A 21,750-nucleotide genomic window follows, 5' to 3' on the forward strand; every position below is an offset into this window, starting at 1 on the left:
TCTCCTTTCTTGCCATCTATAAAGCTCATTAGCTAGAAAGCTGATGCTGGGGGGTACTGACATGAGGGTTTGCTTTGCAAGAGCTGTAGTCTTATCAGTATCTGGCTTTAAAACGCGTGGAGGATCTGAGAACCATAAAGCAACTATCAGCGGATGGTCACCATCAAGAATGCATCCAGGCGTGTCAGGAAGCTTTTCAAGTCGAATCTGAGCAGGCAATTGCTTACAAATACGCCGGGAAATCATTCTTGGCTCTTGGGCAAATAGAGGAGGCGAAGAAGCTTTTGCTCAAAGCTCATCAGCTCGATCAGTCAGACCCCGAAACAGCAAAGGATATTGGCAACTGCTTCAACGCTGCCCAGGAATATGCAAAAGCCATCAATGCATATAAGCACGCACTTTCAATTGACCCTAATTATGCTCCAGCTCTAAATAATCTAGGGCTAATCGCTCAAAAGCAAGGAAGACATCAAGAAGCAGTTTCTCTGGTCAAAAAAGCAACTGAAATAAATCCAGATTTTGCCCTGTACTATAGAAATCTGGGCAGCATACACAAAGATCTTGGCAACCTTGACCAAGCTCTAGAGGCAACACTTAAATCATTAGAAATCAAACCTGACAACGCAGACGCTTACATGAATATGGGCGTCATCTATAAAGAACTGAGCAAGCTTGATAAAGCTCTAGAGGCAACACTTAAATCATTAGAAATCAAACCTGACAACGCAGACGCTTACATGAATATGGGCATCATCTACAAAGAACTTGGCAGGCTTGATAAAGCTCTAGAGACAACGCTTAAATCATTAGAGATCAAACCAGACAACGCAGACGCTTACATCAATACGGGTATCATCTACAAAGAGCTTGGCAAGCTTGATAAAGCCCTAGAAGCAACTATTAATTCCTTAGCCATCAAACCTGAGACCCCAGCTGCCATGAATAACTTAAAAGCATTAATCAAAGAAGCTTCACTAAGCAAATCAAATAAACACATTCTTACAAAAGCTTATGAGCTGCTACTGAATGACGAGAACACCTCACACAGAACATTGGCCAAGATCTTTCTTCAAGCATTTCTTCCGATATTCAAGGCAGCATCAAATTCAGAGCCAATCATCTCCAAGAACAATAAAGCACTCAATCAACTTGCATCAGACTGGCGCCTGAACAAATCACTCACTCTACTGATCCCTCCTCATCCAGATATCGAACATTTTCTGACTCGTTTTAGGAGAGAGCTACTAATACTCGCATCAAAAAAGCAGGCTATTCCAGACCATCTAAAACCCCTCTCAGAAGCCCTAGCCACTCAATGCTTTCTCAATGAATACGCTTATGTACAATCATCAGATGAAGAAAAGTATGTTCAAGAGTTGATCAATATGGCCCACAATAGTAAGGAAGAATTGAATCAATACTTAGCCATAATCGCTTGCTACATCCCAATATACATATTGGATCTTAAACAAGAATGGTTAAACAGCTATCCGACCATGAGCGAGCAGAGCAAGGCCCTGATAAAGACACAGCTTGATGAACCACTGCAGGAGGAAAGTCTAAAGAAATCACTTGGCGACAGTTCAGCGATTAGTGACGCAGTTTCAGTGGATGTCAAAGCTATGTATGAGCAAAGCCCTTACCCCAGATACCGCTTTTCAAACTTCACAAGTCAGGACACATCTCTCAATATTTCAACCTTCATCCGTATAGAAAGCACAAAAAAAGATCTACCATTTATGGAAGAATTGACAATCAACATTGCCCACCCAAAAGTTCTAATCGCAGGCTGCGGAACAGGCAATCAAGTCATCATGGCTAGCCGCTACAAAAATGCAGACATAACAGCATTCGATCTAAGCAAAACTAGCTTGGCATATGCCATAAGAAAAGCAGATGATTATCAAATGAAAAATGTAACCTTTAAGATAATGGATATTTTAGATATCGCCGCGCAAACCGAAAAATTTGACGTCATTGAATGTTCTGGTGTACTTCATCACATGCAGGATCCTGAGGAGGGTCTTTCAGCATTAGTCCACCAGCTAAAACCTGGTGGCTTCATGAAGCTTGGATTGTATAGCGAACTTGCTCGACAACAAATAATTGAGGCGCGAAATCAGATCAAGCAATTGGACATCAAAAGCACTCCAGAAGGCATTAGAGATTTTCGCAGCAGAGTTCTAAATGGTGATTTAGATCAATTAAAAGGGTTATCTAAATTAGGAGATAACTTTTACTCACTCTCTGAATGCAGAGATCTCTGTTTCCATGTACAAGAGCATCGGTTCACAACAGAATCACTTGGCAAACTTCTCAATACTCATGGGTTGATTTTCTGTGGGTTCATGCTACCAAATTCAATCTATAAAACCTATAAAGATCAATTTCCTGATGATACCGATATGACAAGCCTAAAGGACTGGGGAAGATTTGAAAAGCTACATCCAATGACCTTTCGAGGCATGTATCAGTTCTGGGTATATAAGCCTGGCTAAATTTCTCATTCTAATCAACCCCAAAAAAGGCAAATATTAAAACCAACCCAAAAGGTCACTTGGAGAGGTCAGTGAGAAGTGGAAAACTATTTATAGGTCAAGACGTACAAGTTTTGCGCAGACTTGCCTTGTCAGAGTTATGGCCAACACTCTTCTACTGCGTCAGTCGCAGTCAGGCTGATTCCATTGTGGGCAGACCGCCAGCAGAGTTACCTTTGCCTGTAGGCATCAAAGTTGTATTCAACCATCGTGATGGTGCGCGTTACCGCAGCCCCCTAACTGACCAGTGGCACAATGGCAATGATCTGGAACAATTCCTCTGCCTTCATCCACGGCAAAAAGCAATCAACCTCTGCTCTGGTCCTAATCGGTAGTCCAAACCGCTTCACAAATCGATAGGCATGAGTCACCCGCCTGCTTCTTCTCCTCTGACAAAGCCCTGAGGGCATCGAGCAAATCCTGATCACGCCCTTCCACCAATGGGCGGTAACGGTTGAGAGAAAGGTCCAAATCCCCCTGCTGAGCATCCCGCCAGATCTAGGCGCAGATGGCTTGCCCCCTGGCTTGCGCAACTGGATCGTCAAAGCGCCCAAGGCGATTGATGAAAAGATCACGCCCATCGAGCCTCTACCTGACTTGGAAAGCACCGTTGTTGTCCCTCACCCTGGTGGTTTCTTCAACATCCGTCTCCCTTCCATGGGATTCGGGCTTAGAGCTGACATCCCTCAAAAGCCAAGCCAGGTCTAGAGATCCAGTAGCTCTTCTTAGCCCTTGGGCGTCTCAACACGAGATCAAATGCCCTTCTGGCTTGGGTTTGGGCTTATGGGATCAGGAGAGTACTAAGTATCCCTGAGCGATTCCTGCAAAATCATTGCAAACACAAGGTATCGGCACCCCACACCTCGCCAGAACCGACAAGCTGCACCACAAGTTCGCGGTGATCGATGAGAAAACAGTGATCACGGGGAGCTTCAACTGATCACCTGCCGCCGCCCACACCAATGACGAAATACTGCTGGTGATTCATTCACCCAAGCTTGCAGCTCATTTCACGCGTGAGATGAACCGATTGTGGCGTGGTGCTGAGCTGGGGATTTCGCCACGAATCAAACTCAAGCTGGAGAGGCAACGGCTGAAGTGCAGAAGTGGGGTGAAGAGGGACTGAGAGGGGCTTCCAATCAGGATTAAAATAAAGAATCTTGGCAGAAAAAATGGCGGGATTCGGACATAAGAAAAATCCAAGACCCATCAAGAAAACAAAATCAAATAATGCTCAGGTAAAACTTCAAACAGCAATAGCTGCATACCAGTCTGGTCAACTAAAGGAAGCGAAAGATCTATGCACTGAAGTGGCTAAAGAATCACCACAAGACAGTTCCATACTAGGACTCCTCGCCACCATCGAAAAGCAACTAGGACATACAACATCCGCATCAGAGCTGTTTAAAGCATCACTACGCCTGAATCCAGACAACCCCGACTTTCACCACAATTACGCTGGACTACTAAAAGAATACGATCTAAAGAAAGCTCATGAACACTCTAGTAGAGCAGTAGCACTAGCCCCAAATCAACCATTATACCTGGAAAGGCTTGGTTACATCCAATGGCAGAATGGAGAGCGAGGAAAGGGTCTAGAGAGTAGCCTTAAGGCAATTAAACTTAAACCACAACTTAGCACTGCCCACATGAACCTGGGCGGCATCTACATAGATCTCGGTGAGCTTGATCATGCTCTTGCTTCCACCCTTCAATCCCTAGAACTCAAGCCTGATAACCCCACGGCCCACCTCAACCTGGGCCTCATCTACAAAGAGCTGGGACAGCTTGATCAAGCTCTCAAATCCACTCTCAAATCCCTAGAACTCAATCCTGACAACCCAGATGCCCTAATCAACCTGAGCGGCATCTACAAAGATCTCGGACAGCTCGATCAAGCTCTTGCCTCCACCCTCAAATCACTCGAGCTCAATCCTGATAACCCAACTGCCCACATCAACCTGGGCTGCATCTACAAAGATCTCGGACAGCTCGATCAAGCTCTTGCCTCCACCCTCAAATCACTCGAGCTCAATCCTGATAACCCAACTGCCCACATCAACCTGGGCTGCATCTATAAAGATCTCGGCAATCTCGATCAAGCTCTTACTTCAACCCTCAAATCTCTAGAACTCAAGCCCAATAACCCCGATGCCTACATGAACCTGGGCTGCATTTACAAAGATATAGGCAACTTTGATCAAGCTCTTTATTGTTTAAGGGAAGCAGAAAAAAGCGACGAGGTGAAAGCCAAAGCTTCAATACTTTTAGCCCAAACTTATTCCTCTATAGGGCTATATAGCGAAGGGATACAAGCCTTAAGCGAAACCCAGACCAAAGAAGGGAAAGGCCTTCTTCTTGCCCTTTACCTGTGCCTCAACAAAAAAGCAGAATTCAATTTATGCGCAAAAGAATTAATAGCCAAAAATTGGCACACCCAAACAAGCATCGCAGCGATAGACCACGCCAATATTGTATACAGTCAAACCCTAGACAATGGGCTCAAAGGAAGCACCTTAGACTCTATAGTTAATCAAAAGATCAAAAAGCATGAATTCCCAGATACGCTCCTCGAGGGAATAATCAAGCATCTTTCAGCGAAGACAATTCAACCGCAGCATCAAGGGCTTCTAGTCAACGGTTCGCAAACATCTGGAAACATACTTGACATACCAAAGAAGCCATTTCAAGAACTAAAAAAACTCTTAATAAAAAAACTTGAAGATTACAATCAATCGTGCAGCATAAATACTGACAAAGATTTTATGGCTAACTGGGAAAATAATATGTACATCTTGAGAGGATGGGCGATCGTAATGGAAACAGGCGGAAACCTTCTATCTCACAACCATGAGCTTGGATGGCTTACCGGCACCTTTTACTTGCAAATGCCAGAAAGAGAAGACAACTCAATGGAAGGAGCAATTGAATTCAGCCATCAAGGCCCAAAATACCCTCAAGGAGATTCGTCATTCGATACAAGAGTAATCCGACCTGACGTCAGAGACTTAAACATTTTCTCATCCTCTCTTTTTCACAGGACACTGCCCTTTCAATCCAAAACGCAAAGGATCTGTATTGCATTTGACCTCCAGAAAAATGAAAAGTTTTTGGCTGACTCTTATTAGCATCTGTAAGCACAATCAAGAACTATTTCAAGGCAGCAACATGTGACTTCAAAAGAATGAGATAGCTCACGCAACAATGCCTGGCTAGACAATTGAATTTTCTTTACTAACTCTTTTTAGCAAGAACTGCACCCGAGACATTTCCAGAAGGAAGGACCCAAAATATCCCTACTTCTAGCTTGGTGTAGCGCAATAACAAACACGACCTGACAAAGAAATTCAGGCATGCATGGAGATCGCCTAGAGAAGATTGATCGGCAGTACTGTAAAGAACTAAGCAATTGGAAGGAGATGTCTCTCTAAAGGGAACCTAACTCTTTGGCAAGCAGTAAATCGCCTTTGAGCTTGGCCATAGCTTCAGCATCGCTTTCATCAGCGACGGCACAGGCACTGACCTCCTCCTTTGTGGGAGTAGTGCCGGGCTGGTCTAGGTGACCAGCAGGACTAAAGATGTATCGGCTGCGACCTTAATTGGCCGCCGGCTGACTATACCAAATGGGCCAGCCGCTATCTCCGAAAACTCGACCCTGCTGCCAGAGCATTAACGCATTCCCTGAATGGGGGAACAGCTCGCCAAACACTTCACCCATGAGATCAATCGGCTCTGGCGTGGTGCTGAACTTGGGATCACCGCTCGGATGCAGCGCAAGCTGGAACGCCAGCTCAAGAAATGCGTAAGTGGAATAGAGCGAAGGAGAAACCGGCTGGATCAGTGAAATAAAATTAGAATAGATCATTGCAAAAGCCAAATGGCTGGTTTTAGCGAGCAAAAAAAAAAGAAAAACCAGCGCCTTAATAAAAGCGAGTCAGGGGGAGAATCGCTTCACAAAAAAGCTGTAAATCTCCACATGCAAGGAGATATCAAAAATGCCGAAATAATTTACAGAGAAGCAATTAGAACTGGCTATTTAAACCATAGTTTATTCTCAAATCTTGGTGTAATTTGCAAAAACAGTGGAAGACCAGAAGAAGCAATTGCCTTATACAAAAAAGCCATTGAGATTAATCCCAATGCTCCGGCCCCCCCTACCAATCTAGGCAATTTATATAGAGAGCTCGGCAACCTCGATCAAGCTCTTGCCTCCACTCTCAAATCTCTAAAGCTCAAGCCCAATAACCCAGATGCCTATCACAACCTAGGCGTCATCTACAAAGATCTCGGCAACCTTGATCAAGCCCTTGCCTCCACTCTTAAATCCCTAGAGCTAAAGCCCAATAACCCTGGTGCCTTTCACCACTTAAACGTAGTCATCAGCGAGATCACACTTAGCGCATCTAATGCACTAAATCTCACAAAAGCTTATGAACTAATGCTTAATCTAAAGAATATCTTTCACGGTAAATTATCGGCAATCTTGATTCACTTGTTTCTTCCAACAATCCAAGCAGTTTCTAAGTCAAGTCTCATAATCTCAGAGGATAGCGACGCACTAAATAACCTCGCTGCTGATTGGAGACTAAGAAAATCACTAACATTATTTGTTCCACCTCATCAAGATTTTGAACATTTTCTCACGCGACTCAGGAAAGAGCTTTTGACACTCGCTTCCCATCAAGAAACCATTCCACCACAACTAAGACAGCTCTCAGAAGCCTTAGCCACACAATGCTTCCTGAACGAATACGTTTACGCGCAATCACCAGAAGAAGAAAAACTAGTTGAAAGACTAATCAAGGACTTGAACAGACACCAAGAAGAATTCAACCAACACCTCTCCATCATTGCCTGCTACACACCAATATATAAACTAAATCTGAACCAAGAATTGTTGAAGCATTATCCAAGAGCCACCGAGGAAAGCAAGACACTCATTCAAATTCAACTGGAGGAGCCAAAAGAGGAGGAAAGCATCAAAATCTCAATTCAGAGCAATTTGACAATTGATGATGCAGTTTCATCAATTGTCAAAGAAATGTACGAGGAAAATCCATATCCTCAATATCGCTATGCTGACCATACTGACAAATCCTTAGCCAAGAACCCATCAGAAGCCATCAAACTAGAGTCAACAAAATGCAATCTCCAATTCTCAGATGAGTTAATAGCAAATCACTCGCACCCCAAAGTGCTCATTGCTGGCTGTGGGACTGGCAATCAAGTCATCAATGCCAGTCGCTACAAGAATGCTGAAATCACAGCAATTGACCTCAGCCGTGCAAGCCTGGCATATGCCATAAGGAAAGCAAAGGAATATGAGCTAAAAAACATATCTTTCAAAATGTTGGATATATTAGAGGCAGGCAATCTTGATGAAACATTTGACATTATTGAGTGTAGTGGCGTCCTTCATCACATGGAAGATCCTGGCAAAGGGCTCTCAGCATTAAACAGCCAACTCGCACCTGGCGGCTATATTAAACTTGGCTTATATAGCGAAATTGCTAGGCAACAAATCATAGCAGCCCGAAATCAAATCAATCAATTAGACTTCAAAAGTACGACAGCTGGAATCAGAGATTTTCGCAACAAAGTTCTCCTTGGAGAACTCAATAATCTATCAGATCTGCCACAATTTGGGCTAGACTTTTACTCACTCTCTGCATGTCGGGACCTCTGCTTTCATGTTCAAGAACATCGTTTTACCACAGCGGAACTGCAAAAGCTTCTAGACAGTCAAGGGCTAATATTTTGCGGATTCTTGCCGCTAGGGAAACTTAGAAAAACTTATCAAAAGCAATACCCAGAAGATGTTGACATGACATCTTTAAAAAACTGGGGTGAATTTGAAAAGCAACATCCATCAACCTTTACAGGCATGTACCAGTTCTGGGCTTATAAGCCTTCTTAGATCAGTTCAGATGCTGGGGATATTGCTTATTATATACCTGACGAATTCTCTCCTCAATCGCTTCCTGGCAAGAGGATGGATGATCGTAATTGGCAAAAGGCGGCAATCTTCAATCTCACAAGCATGACTATGGCTTGAGAAACTCTCAAGCCTTGGTTCAACATGTCTAGTCACTCAATCGTGAGCAAACCAAGAAAACAGCCCTCTGGGTTCTCGAGTACCTCTCAGAAGTAATGTCCTAACCCCAAGCCCATCAAGAGCTCTACGGAGCAAACTAAAAAAGAGCAACGAGCAATTGTACTAATCAATCAGGTCAAGCTTCAAGAAGCAGAAGCAATTTATGCGGATCGTGGACTGCGTCGATGCAGCCAATCCCTCTGCCTTCATCCACGGCAAAAAGCAATCAACCTCTGCTCTGGTCCTAATCGGTAGTCCAAACCGCTTCACAAATCGATAGGCATGAGTCACCCGCCTGCTTCTTCTCCTCTGACAAAGCCCTGAGGGCATCGAGCAAATCCTGATCACGCCCTTCCACCAATGGGCGGTAACGGTTGAGAGAAAGGTCCAAATCCCCCTGCTGAGCATCCCGCCAGATCTAGGCGCAGATGGCTTGCCCCCTGGCTTGCGCAACTGGATCGTCAAAGCGCCCAAGGCGATTGATGAAAAGATCACGCCCATCGAGCCTCTACCTGACTTGGAGAGCACCGTTGTTGTCCCTCACCCTGGTGGTTTCTTCAACATCCGTCTCCCTTCCATGGGATTCGGGCTTAGAGCTGACATCCCTCAAAAGCCAAGCCAGGTCTAGAGATCCAGTAGCTCTTCTTAGCCCTTGGGCGTCTCAACACGAGATCAAATGCCCTTCTGGCTTGGGTTTGGGCTTATGGGATCAGGAGAGTACTAAGTATCCCTGAGCGATTCCTGCAAAATCATTGCAAACACAAGGTATCGGCACCCCACACCTCGCCAGAACCGACAAGCTGCACCACAAGTTCGCGGTGATCGATGAGAAAACAGTGATCACGGGGAGCTTCAACTGATCACCTGCCGCCGCCCACACCAATGACGAAATACTGCTGGTGATTCATTCACCCAAGCTTGCAGCTCATTTCACGCGTGAGATGAACCGATTGTGGCGTGGTGCTGAACTTGGGATCACTGCGAGAATGCGCCACAAGCTTGATCGGCAAAGAATCAAATGCGGGAGTAGGGTGGAGCGAGATTGAAAGCGGCTTGAGAGGTGGCTTAAGGCGTGGCTAGAGCAATGGCTCAAACGGAATAAATCCACTCTCCTCGATGGCAATAGCACTCAGTGAACCAAAAGACCATTCTGGAACTCTCATCCACTGGAAGCCATCAAGAATGCCTACAGGCTTGCCAAAATATTCTTCAAGGTAATCCTGCAGAAACATTTGCTTTTAAGTATGCAGGAAAATCCCTACTTGCCCTAGGGCAATTCGAAAAAGCACAGCAATACCTGATCAAAGCACATCAACTCGATGGCAGCGATCCTGAAACAGTCAAAGATATTGGAAATATATTTAACGCTATCCAGAATTATGAAGAGGCGGCAAAATACTACAATTTTTCCCTAAAGATCAATCCCGACTATTCACCATCTATTAACAATCTTGGGCTTATTGCCAAGCAACAAGGAAATTTACCATTAGCCAAACAGTTGGTTGAGAGAGCAAGAGATCTAGACCCAACATTTGCACCCTTTTACATCAACCTGGGCGGGATCTACAAAGATCTCGGTGAGCTTGATCATGCTCTTGCTTCCACCCTCAAATCCCTAGAACTCAAGCCTGATAACCCCACGGCCCTCATCAACTTGGGCGGGATCTACAAAGATCTCGGTGAACTTGATCATGCTCTTGCTTCCACCCTTAAATCCCTAGAGCTCAAGCCTGATAACCCCACGGCCCTCATCAACCTGGGCGGGATCTACAAAGATCTCGGTGAACTTGATCATGCTCTTGCTTCCACCCTTAAATCCCTAGAGCTCAAGCCTGATAACCCCACGGCCCACATGAACCTGGGCGGGATCTACAAAGATCTCGGTGAGCTTGATCATGCCCTTGCTTCCACCCTTAAATCCCTAGAACTCAAGCCTGATAACCCCACGGCCCTCATCAACTTGGGCGGGATCTACAAAGATCTCGGTGAACTCGATCATGCTCTTGCTTCCACCCTTAAATCCCTAGAGCTCAAGCCTGATAACCCCACGGCCCTCATCAACTTGGGCGGGATCTACAAAGATCTCGATGAGCTTGATCATGCTCTTGCTTCCACCCTCAAATCCCTAGAACTCAAGCCTGATAACCCCACGGCCCTCATCAACTTGGGCGGGATCTACAAAGATCTCGGTGAGCTTGATCATGCTCTTGCTTCCACCCTTCAATCCCTAGAGCTCAAGCCTGATAACCCCACGGCCCACATGAACCTGGGCGGGATCTACAAAGATCTCGGTGAACTTGATCATGCTCTTGCTTCCACCCTCAAATCCCTAGAGCTCAAGCCTGATAACCCCGATTCCCACATGAACCTGGGCGGGATCTACAAAGATCTCGGTGAGCTTGATCATGCTCTTGCTTCCACCCTTCAATCCCTAGAACTCAAGCCTGATAACCCCGATTCCCACATGAACCTGGGCGGGATCTACAAAGATCTCGGTGAGCTTGATCATGCTCTTGCTTCCACCCTCAAATCCCTAGAGCTCAAGCCTGATAACCCCACGGCCCTCATCAACTTGGGCGGGATCTACAAAGATCTCGGTGAACTTGATCATGCTCTTGCTTCCACCCTTAAATCCCTAGAGCTCAAGCCTGATAACCCCACGGCCCTCATCAACTTGGGCGGGATCTACAAAGATCTCGATGAGCTTGATCATGCTCTTGCTTCCACCCTTCAATCCCTAGAACTCAAGCCTGATAACCCCACGGCCCTCATCAACTTGGGCGGGATCTACAAAGATCTCGATGAACTCGATCATGCTCTTGCTTCCACCCTTCAATCCCTAGAACTCAAGCCTGATAACCCCACGGCCCTCATCAACTTGGGCGGGATCTACAAAGATCTCGGTGAGCTTGATCATGCTCTTGCTTCCACCCTCAAATCCCTAGAGCTCAAGCCTGATAACCCCGATTCCCACATGAACCTGGGCGGGATCTACAAAGATCTCGGTGAGCTTGATCATGCTCTTGCTTCCACCCTCAAATCCCTAGAGCTCAAGCCTGATAACCCCGATTCCCACATGAACCTGGGCGGGATCTACAAAGATCTCGGTGAGCTTGATCATGCTCTTGCTTCCACCCTCAAATCCCTAGAGCTCAAGCCTGATAACCCCACGGCCCACATGAACCTGGGCGGGATCTACAAAGATCTCGGTGAGCTTGATCATGCTCTTGCTTCCACCCTTAAATCCCTAGAGCTCAAGCCTGATAACCCCGATTCCCACATGAACCTGGGCGGGATCTACAAAGATCTCGGTGAGCTTGATCATGCTCTTGCTTCCACCCTCAAATCCCTAGAACTCAAGCCTGATAACCCCACGGCCCACATGAACCTGGGCGGGATCTACAAAGATCTAGGTGAACTCGATCATGCTCTTGCTTCCACCCTTAAATCCCTAGAGCTCAAGCCTGATAACCCCACGGCCCTCATCAACCTGGGCGGGATCTACAAAGATCTCGGTGAACTCGATCATGCTCTTGCTTCCACCCTTAAGTCCCTAGAGCTCAAGCCTGATAACCCCACGGCCCTCATCAACCTGGGCGGGATCTACAAAGACCTAGGTCAACCTGATCATGCTCTTGCTTACCTGAGAGAAGCTAAAAAAAGCGAAGAAACGAGAGAAACAGCTGCAGTACTTTTAGCCGATACTTATTACTATATGGGATTATATAGCGAAGGGATACAAGCCTTAAGCGAAACCCAGACCAAAGAAGGGAAAGGCCTTCTTCTTGCCCTTTACCTGTGCCTCAACAAAAAAGCAGAATTCAATTTATGCGCAAAAGAATTAATAGCCAAAAATTGGCACACCCAAACAAGCATCGCAGCGATAGACCACGCCAATATTGTATACAGTCAAACCCTAGACAATGGGCTCAAAGGAAGCACCTTAGACTCTATAGTTAATCAAAAGATCAAAAAGCATGAATTCCCAGATACGCTCCTCGAGGGAATAATCAAGCATCTTTCAGCAAAGACAATTCAACCGCAGCACCAAGGGCTTCTAGTCAACGGTTCGCAAACATCTGGAAACATACTTGACATACCAAAGAAGCCATTTCAAGAACTAAAAAAACTCTTAATAAAAAAACTTGAAGATTACAATCAATCGTGCAGCATAAATACTGACAAAGATTTTATGGCTAACTGGGAAAATAATATGTACATCTTGAGAGGATGGGCGATCGTAATGGAAACAGGCGGAAACCTTCTATCTCACAACCATGAGCTTGGATGGCTTACCGGCACCTTTTACTTGCAAATGCCAGAAAGAGAAGACAACTCAATGGAAGGAGCAATTGAATTCAGCCATCAAGGCCCAAAATACCCTCAAGGAGATTCGTCATTCGATACAAGAGTAATCCGACCTGACGTCAGAGACTTAAACATTTTCTCATCCTCTCTTTTTCACAGGACACTGCCCTTTCAATCCAAAACGCAAAGGATCTGTATTGCATTTGACCTCCAGAAAAATGAAAAGTTTTTGGCTGACTCTTATTAGCATCTGTAAGCACAATCAAGAACTATTTCAAGGCAGCAACATGTGACTTCAAAAGAATGAGATAGCTCACGCAACAATGCCTGGCTAGACAATTGAATTTTCTTTACTAACTCTTTTTAGCAAGAACTGCACCCGAGACATTTCCAGAAGGAAGGACCCAAAATATCCCTACTTCTAGCTTGGTGTAGCGCAATAACAAACACGACCTGACAAAGAAATTCAGGCATGCATGGAGATCGCCTAGAGAAGATTGATCGGCAGTACTGTAAAGAACTAAGCAATTGGAAGGAGATGTCTCTCTAAAGGGAACCTAACTCTTTGGCAAGCAGTAAATCGCCTTTGAGCTTGGCCATAGCTTCAGCATCGCTTTCATCAGCGACGGCACAGGCACTGACCTCCTCCTTTGTGGGAGTAGTGCCGGGCTGGTCTAGGTGACCAGCAGGACTAAAGATGTATCGGCTGCGACCTTAATTGGCCGCCGGCTGACTATACCAAATGGGCCAGCCGCTATCTCCGAAAACTCGACCCTGCTGCCAGAGCATTAACGCATTCCCTGAATGGGGGAACAGCTCGCCAAACACTTCACCCATGAGATCAATCGGCTCTGGCGTGGTGCTGAACTTGGGATCACTGCGAGAATGCGCCACAAGCTTGATCGGCAAAGAATCAAATGCGGGAGTAGGGTGGAGCGAGATTGAAAGCGGCTTGAGAGGTGGCTTAAGGCGTGGCTAGAGCAATGGCTCAAACGGAATAAATCCACTCTCCTCGATGGCAATAGCACTCAGTGAACCAAAAGACCATTCTGGAACTCTCATCCACTGGAAGCCATCAAGAATGCCTACAGGCTTGCCAAAATATTCTTCAAGGTAATCCTGCAGAAACATTTGCTTTTAAGTATGCAGGAAAATCCCTACTTGCCCTAGGGCAATTCGAAAAAGCACAGCAATACCTGATCAAAGCACATCAACTCGATGGCAGCGATCCTGAAACAGTCAAAGATATTGGAAATATATTTAACGCTATCCAGAATTATGAAGAGGCGGCAAAATACTACAATTTTTCCCTAAAGATCAATCCCGACTATTCACCATCTATTAACAATCTTGGGCTTATTGCCAAGCAACAAGGAAATTTACCATTAGCCAAACAGTTGGTTGAGAGAGCAAGAGATCTAGACCCAACATTTGCACCCTTTTACATCAACCTGGGCGGGATCTACAAAGATCTCGGTGAGCTTGATCATGCTCTTGCTTCCACCCTCAAATCCCTAGAACTCAAGCCTGATAACCCCACGGCCCTCATCAACTTGGGCGGGATCTACAAAGATCTCGGTGAACTTGATCATGCTCTTGCTTCCACCCTTAAATCCCTAGAGCTCAAGCCTGATAACCCCACGGCCCTCATCAACCTGGGCGGGATCTACAAAGATCTCGGTGAACTTGATCATGCTCTTGCTTCCACCCTTAAATCCCTAGAGCTCAAGCCTGATAACCCCACGGCCCACATGAACCTGGGCGGGATCTACAAAGATCTCGGTGAGCTTGATCATGCCCTTGCTTCCACCCTTAAATCCCTAGAACTCAAGCCTGATAACCCCACGGCCCTCATCAACTTGGGCGGGATCTACAAAGATCTCGGTGAACTCGATCATGCTCTTGCTTCCACCCTTAAATCCCTAGAGCTCAAGCCTGATAACCCCACGGCCCTCATCAACTTGGGCGGGATCTACAAAGATCTCGATGAGCTTGATCATGCTCTTGCTTCCACCCTCAAATCCCTAGAACTCAAGCCTGATAACCCCACGGCCCTCATCAACTTGGGCGGGATCTACAAAGATCTCGGTGAGCTTGATCATGCTCTTGCTTCCACCCTTCAATCCCTAGAGCTCAAGCCTGATAACCCCACGGCCCACATGAACCTGGGCGGGATCTACAAAGATCTCGGTGAACTTGATCATGCTCTTGCTTCCACCCTCAAATCCCTAGAGCTCAAGCCTGATAACCCCGATTCCCACATGAACCTGGGCGGGATCTACAAAGATCTCGGTGAGCTTGATCATGCTCTTGCTTCCACCCTTCAATCCCTAGAACTCAAGCCTGATAACCCCGATTCCCACATGAACCTGGGCGGGATCTACAAAGATCTCGGTGAGCTTGATCATGCTCTTGCTTCCACCCTCAAATCCCTAGAGCTCAAGCCTGATAACCCCGATTCCCACATGAACCTGGGCGGGATCTACAAAGATCTCGGTGAACTTGATCATGCTCTTGCTTCCACCCTTAAATCCCTAGAGCTCAAGCCTGATAACCCCACGGCCCTCATCAACTTGGGCGGGATCTACAAAGATCTCGATGAGCTTGATCATGCTCTTGCTTCCACCCTTCAATCCCTAGAACTCAAGCCTGATAACCCCACGGCCCTCATCAACTTGGGCGGGATCTACAAAGATCTCGATGAACTCGATCATGCTCTTGCTTCCACCCTTAAATCCCTAGAGCTCAAGCCTGATAACCCCACGGCCCACATGAACCTGGGCGGGATCTACAAAGATCTCGGTGAACTTGATCATGCTCTTGCTTCCACCCTTAAATCCCTAGAGCTCAAGCCTGATAACCCCACGGCCCACATGAACCTGGGCGGGATCTACAAAGATCTCGATGAGCTTGATCATGCTCTTGCGTCCACCCTTCAATCCCTAGAACTCAAGCCTGATAACCCAGGCGCCCTAAACAACCTAAAAGGGTTAATAGACCAGCTCACACTCAGCTCAGCCATTGAGCAGAATCTAACGAAAGCTTATGAACTGCTGATTAATTTAAACAATATCTCCCACCAAAAACTATCCACAGTTTTTACTCAAGCATTTCTTCCAATTATCCAGGAAGCTGCCAGATCAGATCTCATCATCTCAGTAGACAACAATGCTCTCACCAGCCTTGCTGCGGATTGGCGATTAAGAAAGTCTCTTACAGTACTGATCCCACCTAATCAAGCTATTGAGCACTTCCTGACGCGCTTAAGGAAAGAACTTTTAGTACTGGCAGCTAATCAAAAGCCTATTCCAGAGGACTTGAAAGCTCTTACAGAGGCCCTGGCAACACAATGCTTCCTCAATGAATATGTGTATGCGCAATCACCAGAAGAGAAAGAGCTAGTCAACCAGTTAATCCATGCTTTAAGCGAAAACCAGGAGACATTCAACCAAAACCTGGCAATTGCAGCCTGCTACACCCCTATCTACCGTCTCAGCCTCAACCAAGACTGGTTAACGGATTATCGAATTACGAGCGAGGAGGGCAGAGAACTCATCCAAACCCAACTACAGGAGCCTCAAGAAGAAGTAAGGATCAAAGCCTCAATTCAAGATGATTCGGAGGTAAAGGATGCAGTCTCAGTTAAAGTTCAAAACATGTATGAAGAGAACCCATACCCGCGATATCGTCATGCGGACCACACTGATGAGTCATTAGCCCAGAATATATCCAAAGCTATTGGAAAGGAGTCAACCAAGACTAATCTTCCATTCGCGGAAGCACTAACCAGAAATCATTCAAAACCTAAAGTACTGATTGCTGGCTGCGGCACTGGCAATCAAGTCATCAATGCCAGTCGCTATAAGAATGCGCAAATCACGGCCATTGATCTCAGCAGCAGCAGCCTGGCATATGCCATTAGGAAGGTCAAATGTTATGGGATGAATAATGTTAAGTTCAGAAAAATGGATCTATTAGACGCAGCAAATCTTAATGAGAAATTCGACATTATCGAATGTGGTGGCGTGCTTCATCACATGGACGACCCCGCCAAGGGTCTGTCAGCATTAAACCAACAACTTAAATCTGGTGGATACATTAAGCTTGGTCTATACAGCGATATCGCCAGACAAGATATTGTTAACGCACGAAATCAAATCAAACAGCTTGGGGTTAAAAGTACAGAGGATGGCATCAAAAAGTTTCGCCAACAAATCCTAAGGGGAGAATTCAAAGAACTTATCAACTTGCCAAACTTCGGGCTGGATTTTTATTCACTCTCGGAATGCCGAGACCTTTGCTTTCACGTCCAAGAGCATCGATTCACGACATTGTTGCTAGAAGAGTACCTAGATGCTGAAGGATTAATATTTTGTGGCTTTATGCTTCGAGAAGCAATTAAAAAAAATTACCAACAACAATTCCCTGCCGACACTGAAATGACCTCTCTTGCCAATTGGGGTGAATTTGAAAGGAAACACCCACCTACATTTAGGGGCATGTATCAATTCTGGGCCTATAAGCCTTCTTAGACCAGGACAAATGCTTGGAATATTGCTTATTATTCCCTTACGAATCGTCTCCTCAATCGCTGCACCACGCGATAGGATGGATGACTAGTGCCTGCGGCTTCTCCTCTGAAAGAGCTCTCAGGGCATCAAGCAAATCCTGATAACGTCCCTGCACCAATGGGCGGTATCGACTCAGACACAGGTCCAAATCATCATGCTGAGCATCACGGCAGATCTCGGCAAAGATGACTTCCCCCATGGATTTGGCAACTAGATCGTCCCAGCGACCGAGGCAATTGATGAAATGGTAGCCCCCGTCGAACCTCACCCGCACATGGAACGCAACATTGTTTTTCAGCAGAGAAGATGCTTTCCTCAAAATCCATCTTCAGCAATGCATTCTAGCTACAGGCTCCCCTAACCAAAAGCCAAATCATCAGGGAAGGAGTTAGCCGTTCGTAGCCATTCCGTTCTCAACAAGAGCTTCTTGCTCCTAAAACGTCTTAGGAGCCCAGATCATACCTGAGAACCAAGGCGTAGAAAGGAAGGAGCCGGGAATTAACCATGGCTTAATATGAAAAAGTAATCACAGAAAAAAATAGCAAAATTGGTCAAATATAACGAAAAGAAAGGGAACACCCCCCCGCCATCAAGCCTGGCACAAGGAGAGCAGCTTCACACACAAGCAGTCAATTATCACATGCGAGGTCACCTTGAAAATGCCGAAAGAGCCTACAATGAAGCAATTAAAATTGGATACCTACATGAGGGCATATTCTCAAACCTAGGCGTGATCCGTAAAAACGCCGGGAACCCATACGAAGCCATTGATCTGTACAAAAAAGCCATAAAAATAAACCCAAATTATTCTGAAGCCCACGCAAACCTAGGCAACATCTATAAAGAGCTTGGCAACCTTGACTTAGCCCTTGCCTCTACCCTCAAATCCGTAGAACTCAAGCCTGAAAATCCAATTGCCTTTATGATTCTTAGCGATATCTATCAAGGTCTCGGCAATAGTGATTTAGCCATTGGCTCTACCCTGAAATCAATAGAACTGAATCCTAATAACCCCAGCGCCCACGTAAAGCTAGGCGAAATCTATCAAGACCTCGGAAACTTTGATCAGGCTCTTGATTCTACCCTCAAATCTTTAACACTTAAACCCATCAACCCTTCAGCATTTCACAATCTAAAAAAATTCTACGGAAAAATATCTCTAAACCCCACGAATGCACAGAACGTCACTCAAGTATACGAACTCCTACTCCACCAAAAAGACATTTCACATAGAGATCTCTCTAACCTATTTCTACAAGCATTTCTTTCAACCATTCAAGCAGCTGGATCGGCTGAAAACCTCATCACACAAAACAACATAGCACTCAACAATCTTGCGGCAGACTGGAGATTCCGCAAATCTCTCACCCTACTAATACCACCGTATAAAGATGCCGAGCTATTTTTCACCCGACTGAGAAAAGAGATTCTAATATTCGCAATCGAGAGAAAGAGAATATCACCGCAACTGGAACTCCTATCGGAAGCCTTGGCAACACAATGCTATCTCAACGAATATTGTTATAACCAATCTATAGAAGAAACAAAACTATTGAAAAAACTGATTGACACAGCATTAGAAAGCCAAGACGCCCTAAACAAACACCTCGCAATCATAAGCTGTTACGTACCTATCCTTCAGGTAGGCTTCCGCAAAGAGTTAATCTGCAATTACCCAATCACCAGTGAAGAAAGACAAGATTTCATCAACGTCCAATTCCACGAACCGGAGCAAGAAAAAACAATCAAGGCTATCTTAGAAAAAAGCTCAGCCCGCATCACCGATTCAATCTCACAGAATGTCCAGAAAATGTACGAAGAAAATCCATACCCAAGATATCGACATGCGATCCACATTGGCAGTGAATTTGCTCGCACAGCTGCAGAAGCAATAAAGCGAGAAACGACGGCACAAAAACTAGAATTCCCAGAACAATTCAACCAACTAATTTCTGAGCCTAAAATATTAATTGCTGGCTGCGGCACCGGCAATCAAATCATAAATGCTAGCCGCTATAAAAACGCCAAAATAACAGCTATCGATCTAAGCTGCAGCAGCCTCGCATACGCTGTTAGAACATCAAAAGAATACAAGATGAATAATATATCTTTTAAAAAAATGGATCTCCTTAAAGCTTCTGAGCTCGGAGAAATGTTTGACATCATTGAGTGTGGCGGCGTTCTACACCATATGGATAATCCAACCAATGGATTGTCAGCATTAGTTCAACAGCTCAAACCTGGCGGGTATATCAAGCTATGCCTGTACAGTGAAATTGCCCGAAAAGTTATCGTGGACGCAAGGAAAATAATTCACACATTAGGGCTAGAGAGCACTCCCGAAAGCATCAGAGATTTCAGAAGAAAAGTGCTTCATGGAGAAATCGAAGAGCTATTAAATCTCCCAGAAAAATTTGTAGACTTTTTCTCACTCTCAGAATGCCGTGATCTCTGTTTCCATGTTCAAGAGCACAGATTCACGACTGATCAACTCAAGGATTTACTCGATGCTCAAGGGCTTATTTTTTGCGGCTTCATGCTCCCCGACCAAGTCAAAAAGCTCTATCAAGAGCAATATCCAGAAGACAACGGAATGACCTCTTTAAAAAACTGGGGCAAATTTGAGAAAGAAAATCCTTCAACGTTCTCAGCCATGTACCATTTCTGGACTCAAAAACAGTTTTAAATCATTCGCTAAATTCATTTCTATAGACACCATATATTCTGCCCAAATACACCATCAGCCTCAAGGGCATTAGACTAATTCTTCAGAATTCACTTGAGAGCAACATCCTCCAGCACATCGCAAACAAACCTAACGCAGTTCAAAGGCAACAGTCGATCTTTCAGGCACCTGAGCGAGGAAATATCTTCTTGTACTCGTGAGCAAACATCTTCTCTAGAAATCGTGTGGCCTCCTGATAACTAGGCTGCTTCTTGAAGAGTTCCTAGAGCATGGCATCTCTAAGAGATCTGATACGCACAGAGAAGCCTTCGTCAAGATTTCCATCCAATTCAAGCAGAACTAATTTAAGAACACCAAAATGCTAAGAACAGATTGGTCCAGAGTTATTTATTTGGCCAATAAGGAGTATTAACGCACTCCGTTTGCCAATCGTTTGCGGCTTAAAACCGCCGAAGAAGCCATGATCATTCGACCATTTAAATCATCCAGTTTTTCGACTCCTCTCAAACCTTCCAACTAGGATTTGTCAACCAGATGATTCAAGGCAAAATAGATACCATGAAACAGTTCAAAATCTCAGCAACCCTTGCTCTCATTAGCCTCACAGTCGCTGCAGCACCAGCTGCACGCAGCGAGGTGGAATATATTCCGATCCCAACCAAAGATGAGCTGCGCAGCATCCAGCTTCAGGCCTATGCCTGCTCCCGAGACAATGATGCAGAAGCCTGCAGCCGCACCCGAGTATTGATCGATCCTTTACTAGACCACCCCCGTTTGCCATCCTCTTGCAAGGATGTCGTCTGGGATTTGCTTCAGGTGGCCAACAAGGTCCCTAAAAACAGCTTCCAGCGTAGGGATGCCATCGATCAGCCCGCTAAAAGACTCTCCATCATTTGCATCAATCCAGCAAAACAAACAGCACCTAAACCTTCCCAAAAAGGTGGCCTGGTCCCCCAACAAAGCTGAACCAGCAAGCACACATCAAGCAATTGATGTGTAGATCATCTTGATCACCTACTGCCTCAATGAACTGCTGGCCTGTTTAAGGCTGTCTAAGAGCAAACCCAAATCCTAAATATCCAGGTGTTGGCTCCCAGTCATGACCCTGAACTAATCCCTAGGCTCAACAATCAAGGCTCGACAGAATCAGTGTCGAGGAAATCCAACAAGGTCTCTGCTGTCGTCGTCATCTGAACAAGACTGAACTCTCCTTCTTGAGAGGCAACTTGAGCAGCCAATTTGCACAATGAGGACGACCGACCTGTTGCGCTGCAGCTCATGGTGAGATCGAGCAGGGCATTTGTTAGCTTGCCGCGCAAGCAGCTTTCACTGCCGGACCTCACAATCACAGCCTCAGCAGCTGTACGCGTCACCTGTTCGGCTTGCGGATAAGGGATCTGACGAATTCCTTTAAACGCCATCGACGGAGTTGTTAAAAACAGCATGGCAGCAGCCAAAACCAGCCCATAGGATTGGCGGCCCATTCCCCAACAACTGAGCTGCATCTCAGCTCCTCTCAATGATCTTTGCGAACACTAGCCGCGAGAACTGGAG

At 45.6% G+C, this 21,750-nt stretch carries 16 protein-coding genes and 2 pseudogenes; 12 read left to right on the plus strand and 6 right to left on the minus strand.

Annotation, left to right across the window (positions count from 1 at the left end; translation table 11 throughout):
- The first annotated feature begins 116 nt into the window (after positions 1-116).
- Positions 117-2,498: a class I SAM-dependent methyltransferase gene (locus tag SIB80_RS12450; protein WP_074160110.1), complete on the plus strand. Its 2,382-nt coding sequence runs from the start codon at positions 117-119 to the stop codon at positions 2,496-2,498.
- A gap of 128 nt (positions 2,499-2,626) precedes the next feature.
- Complete coding sequence (locus SIB80_RS12455; RefSeq protein WP_063434728.1) at positions 2,627-2,872, plus strand: hypothetical protein; 246 nt, start codon at positions 2,627-2,629, stop codon at positions 2,870-2,872.
- Here the strand turns inward: SIB80_RS12455 and SIB80_RS12460 are convergent.
- A complete protein-coding gene (locus SIB80_RS12460; protein WP_169246856.1) occupies positions 2,862-3,008 on the minus strand; it encodes a hypothetical protein in 147 nt (48 codons plus the stop codon). The genes SIB80_RS12455 and SIB80_RS12460 overlap by 11 nt on opposite strands.
- Before the next feature lie 42 nt (positions 3,009-3,050).
- Between SIB80_RS12460 and SIB80_RS12465 the strand changes: the two genes are divergently transcribed.
- The 3 genes and pseudogenes from SIB80_RS12465 to SIB80_RS12475 all read left to right on the plus strand — a co-directional run bounded on the left by SIB80_RS12465 (position 3,051) and on the right by SIB80_RS12475 (position 5,665).
- On the plus strand, positions 3,051-3,245 hold the full coding sequence (locus SIB80_RS12465) for a hypothetical protein (protein WP_063418768.1): 195 nt from the start codon (positions 3,051-3,053) through the stop codon (positions 3,243-3,245).
- Between the two features lie 133 nt (positions 3,246-3,378).
- Positions 3,379-3,663: pseudogene (locus tag SIB80_RS12470) on the plus strand (phospholipase D-like domain-containing protein); the annotation flags it as partial.
- 46 nt (positions 3,664-3,709) lie between these two features.
- Positions 3,710-5,665, plus strand: coding sequence for a tetratricopeptide repeat protein (locus SIB80_RS12475; protein WP_169246855.1), 1,956 nt, complete (start codon positions 3,710-3,712; stop codon positions 5,663-5,665).
- Positions 5,666-6,132: 467 nt separating this feature from the next.
- On the opposite strand, the gene SIB80_RS12480 is transcribed toward SIB80_RS12475, so the two are convergent.
- Complete coding sequence (locus SIB80_RS12480; RefSeq protein ID WP_413352201.1) at positions 6,133-6,402, minus strand: hypothetical protein; 270 nt, start codon at positions 6,400-6,402, stop codon at positions 6,133-6,135.
- 12 nt (positions 6,403-6,414) lie between these two features.
- Between SIB80_RS12480 and SIB80_RS12485 the strand changes: the two genes are divergently transcribed.
- Positions 6,415-8,454 carry a tetratricopeptide repeat protein gene (locus SIB80_RS12485; RefSeq protein ID WP_169276516.1) on the plus strand — a complete coding sequence of 680 codons (2,040 nt, stop codon included), beginning with the start codon at positions 6,415-6,417 and terminating at the stop codon, positions 8,452-8,454.
- Between the two features lie 421 nt (positions 8,455-8,875).
- Here SIB80_RS12485 and SIB80_RS12490 read toward each other — a convergent pair whose 3' ends face one another.
- Positions 8,876-9,022, minus strand: a complete 147-nt coding sequence (locus tag SIB80_RS12490; protein ID WP_169246856.1) for a hypothetical protein — start codon at positions 9,020-9,022, stop codon at positions 8,876-8,878.
- 42 nt (positions 9,023-9,064) lie between these two features.
- Between SIB80_RS12490 and SIB80_RS12495 the strand changes: the two genes are divergently transcribed.
- The 3 genes and pseudogenes from SIB80_RS12495 to SIB80_RS12505 all read left to right on the plus strand — a co-directional run bounded on the left by SIB80_RS12495 (position 9,065) and on the right by SIB80_RS12505 (position 13,186).
- On the plus strand, positions 9,065-9,259 hold the full coding sequence (locus SIB80_RS12495) for a hypothetical protein (RefSeq protein WP_063418768.1): 195 nt from the start codon (positions 9,065-9,067) through the stop codon (positions 9,257-9,259).
- Between the two features lie 133 nt (positions 9,260-9,392).
- A pseudogene (locus SIB80_RS12500) lies at positions 9,393-9,677 on the plus strand (phospholipase D-like domain-containing protein); the annotation flags it as partial.
- Positions 9,678-9,763: 86 nt separating this feature from the next.
- Positions 9,764-13,186, plus strand: coding sequence for a tetratricopeptide repeat protein (locus SIB80_RS12505; protein ID WP_413681489.1), 3,423 nt, complete (start codon positions 9,764-9,766; stop codon positions 13,184-13,186).
- 467 nt (positions 13,187-13,653) lie between these two features.
- On the opposite strand, the gene SIB80_RS12510 is transcribed toward SIB80_RS12505, so the two are convergent.
- On the minus strand, positions 13,654-13,848 hold the full coding sequence (locus SIB80_RS12510; protein ID WP_169189934.1) for a hypothetical protein: 195 nt from the start codon (positions 13,846-13,848) through the stop codon (positions 13,654-13,656).
- 122 nt (positions 13,849-13,970) lie between these two features.
- Between SIB80_RS12510 and SIB80_RS12515 the strand changes: the two genes are divergently transcribed.
- Entirely contained in the window at positions 13,971-17,471 is a 3,501-nt protein-coding gene (locus tag SIB80_RS12515) for a tetratricopeptide repeat protein (protein WP_413681490.1), read from the plus strand.
- Positions 17,472-17,523: 52 nt separating this feature from the next.
- On the opposite strand, the gene SIB80_RS12520 is transcribed toward SIB80_RS12515, so the two are convergent.
- A complete protein-coding gene (locus SIB80_RS12520) occupies positions 17,524-17,829 on the minus strand; it encodes a hypothetical protein (protein ID WP_063418919.1) in 306 nt (101 codons plus the stop codon).
- A 228-nt stretch (positions 17,830-18,057) separates the two neighbouring features.
- Here SIB80_RS12520 and SIB80_RS12525 point away from each other — a divergent pair, with 228 nt between their 5' ends.
- Both SIB80_RS12525 and SIB80_RS12530 read left to right on the plus strand, forming a co-directional pair.
- Complete coding sequence (locus SIB80_RS12525; protein ID WP_413352195.1) at positions 18,058-20,196, plus strand: tetratricopeptide repeat protein; 2,139 nt, start codon at positions 18,058-18,060, stop codon at positions 20,194-20,196.
- Positions 20,197-20,754: 558 nt separating this feature from the next.
- Entirely contained in the window at positions 20,755-21,162 is a 408-nt protein-coding gene (locus tag SIB80_RS12530) for a hypothetical protein (RefSeq protein WP_063418921.1), read from the plus strand.
- Positions 21,163-21,326: 164 nt separating this feature from the next.
- Here the strand turns inward: SIB80_RS12530 and SIB80_RS12535 are convergent, their stop codons facing one another.
- Complete coding sequence (locus SIB80_RS12535) at positions 21,327-21,680, minus strand: hypothetical protein (RefSeq protein ID WP_236076873.1); 354 nt, start codon at positions 21,678-21,680, stop codon at positions 21,327-21,329.
- Positions 21,681-21,750: the final 70 nt, after the last annotated feature.

This window comes from Prochlorococcus sp. MIT 1327 (assembly GCF_047304785.1).
Taxonomy (GTDB): Bacteria; Cyanobacteriota; Cyanobacteriia; order PCC-6307; family Cyanobiaceae; genus Prochlorococcus; species Prochlorococcus marinus_D.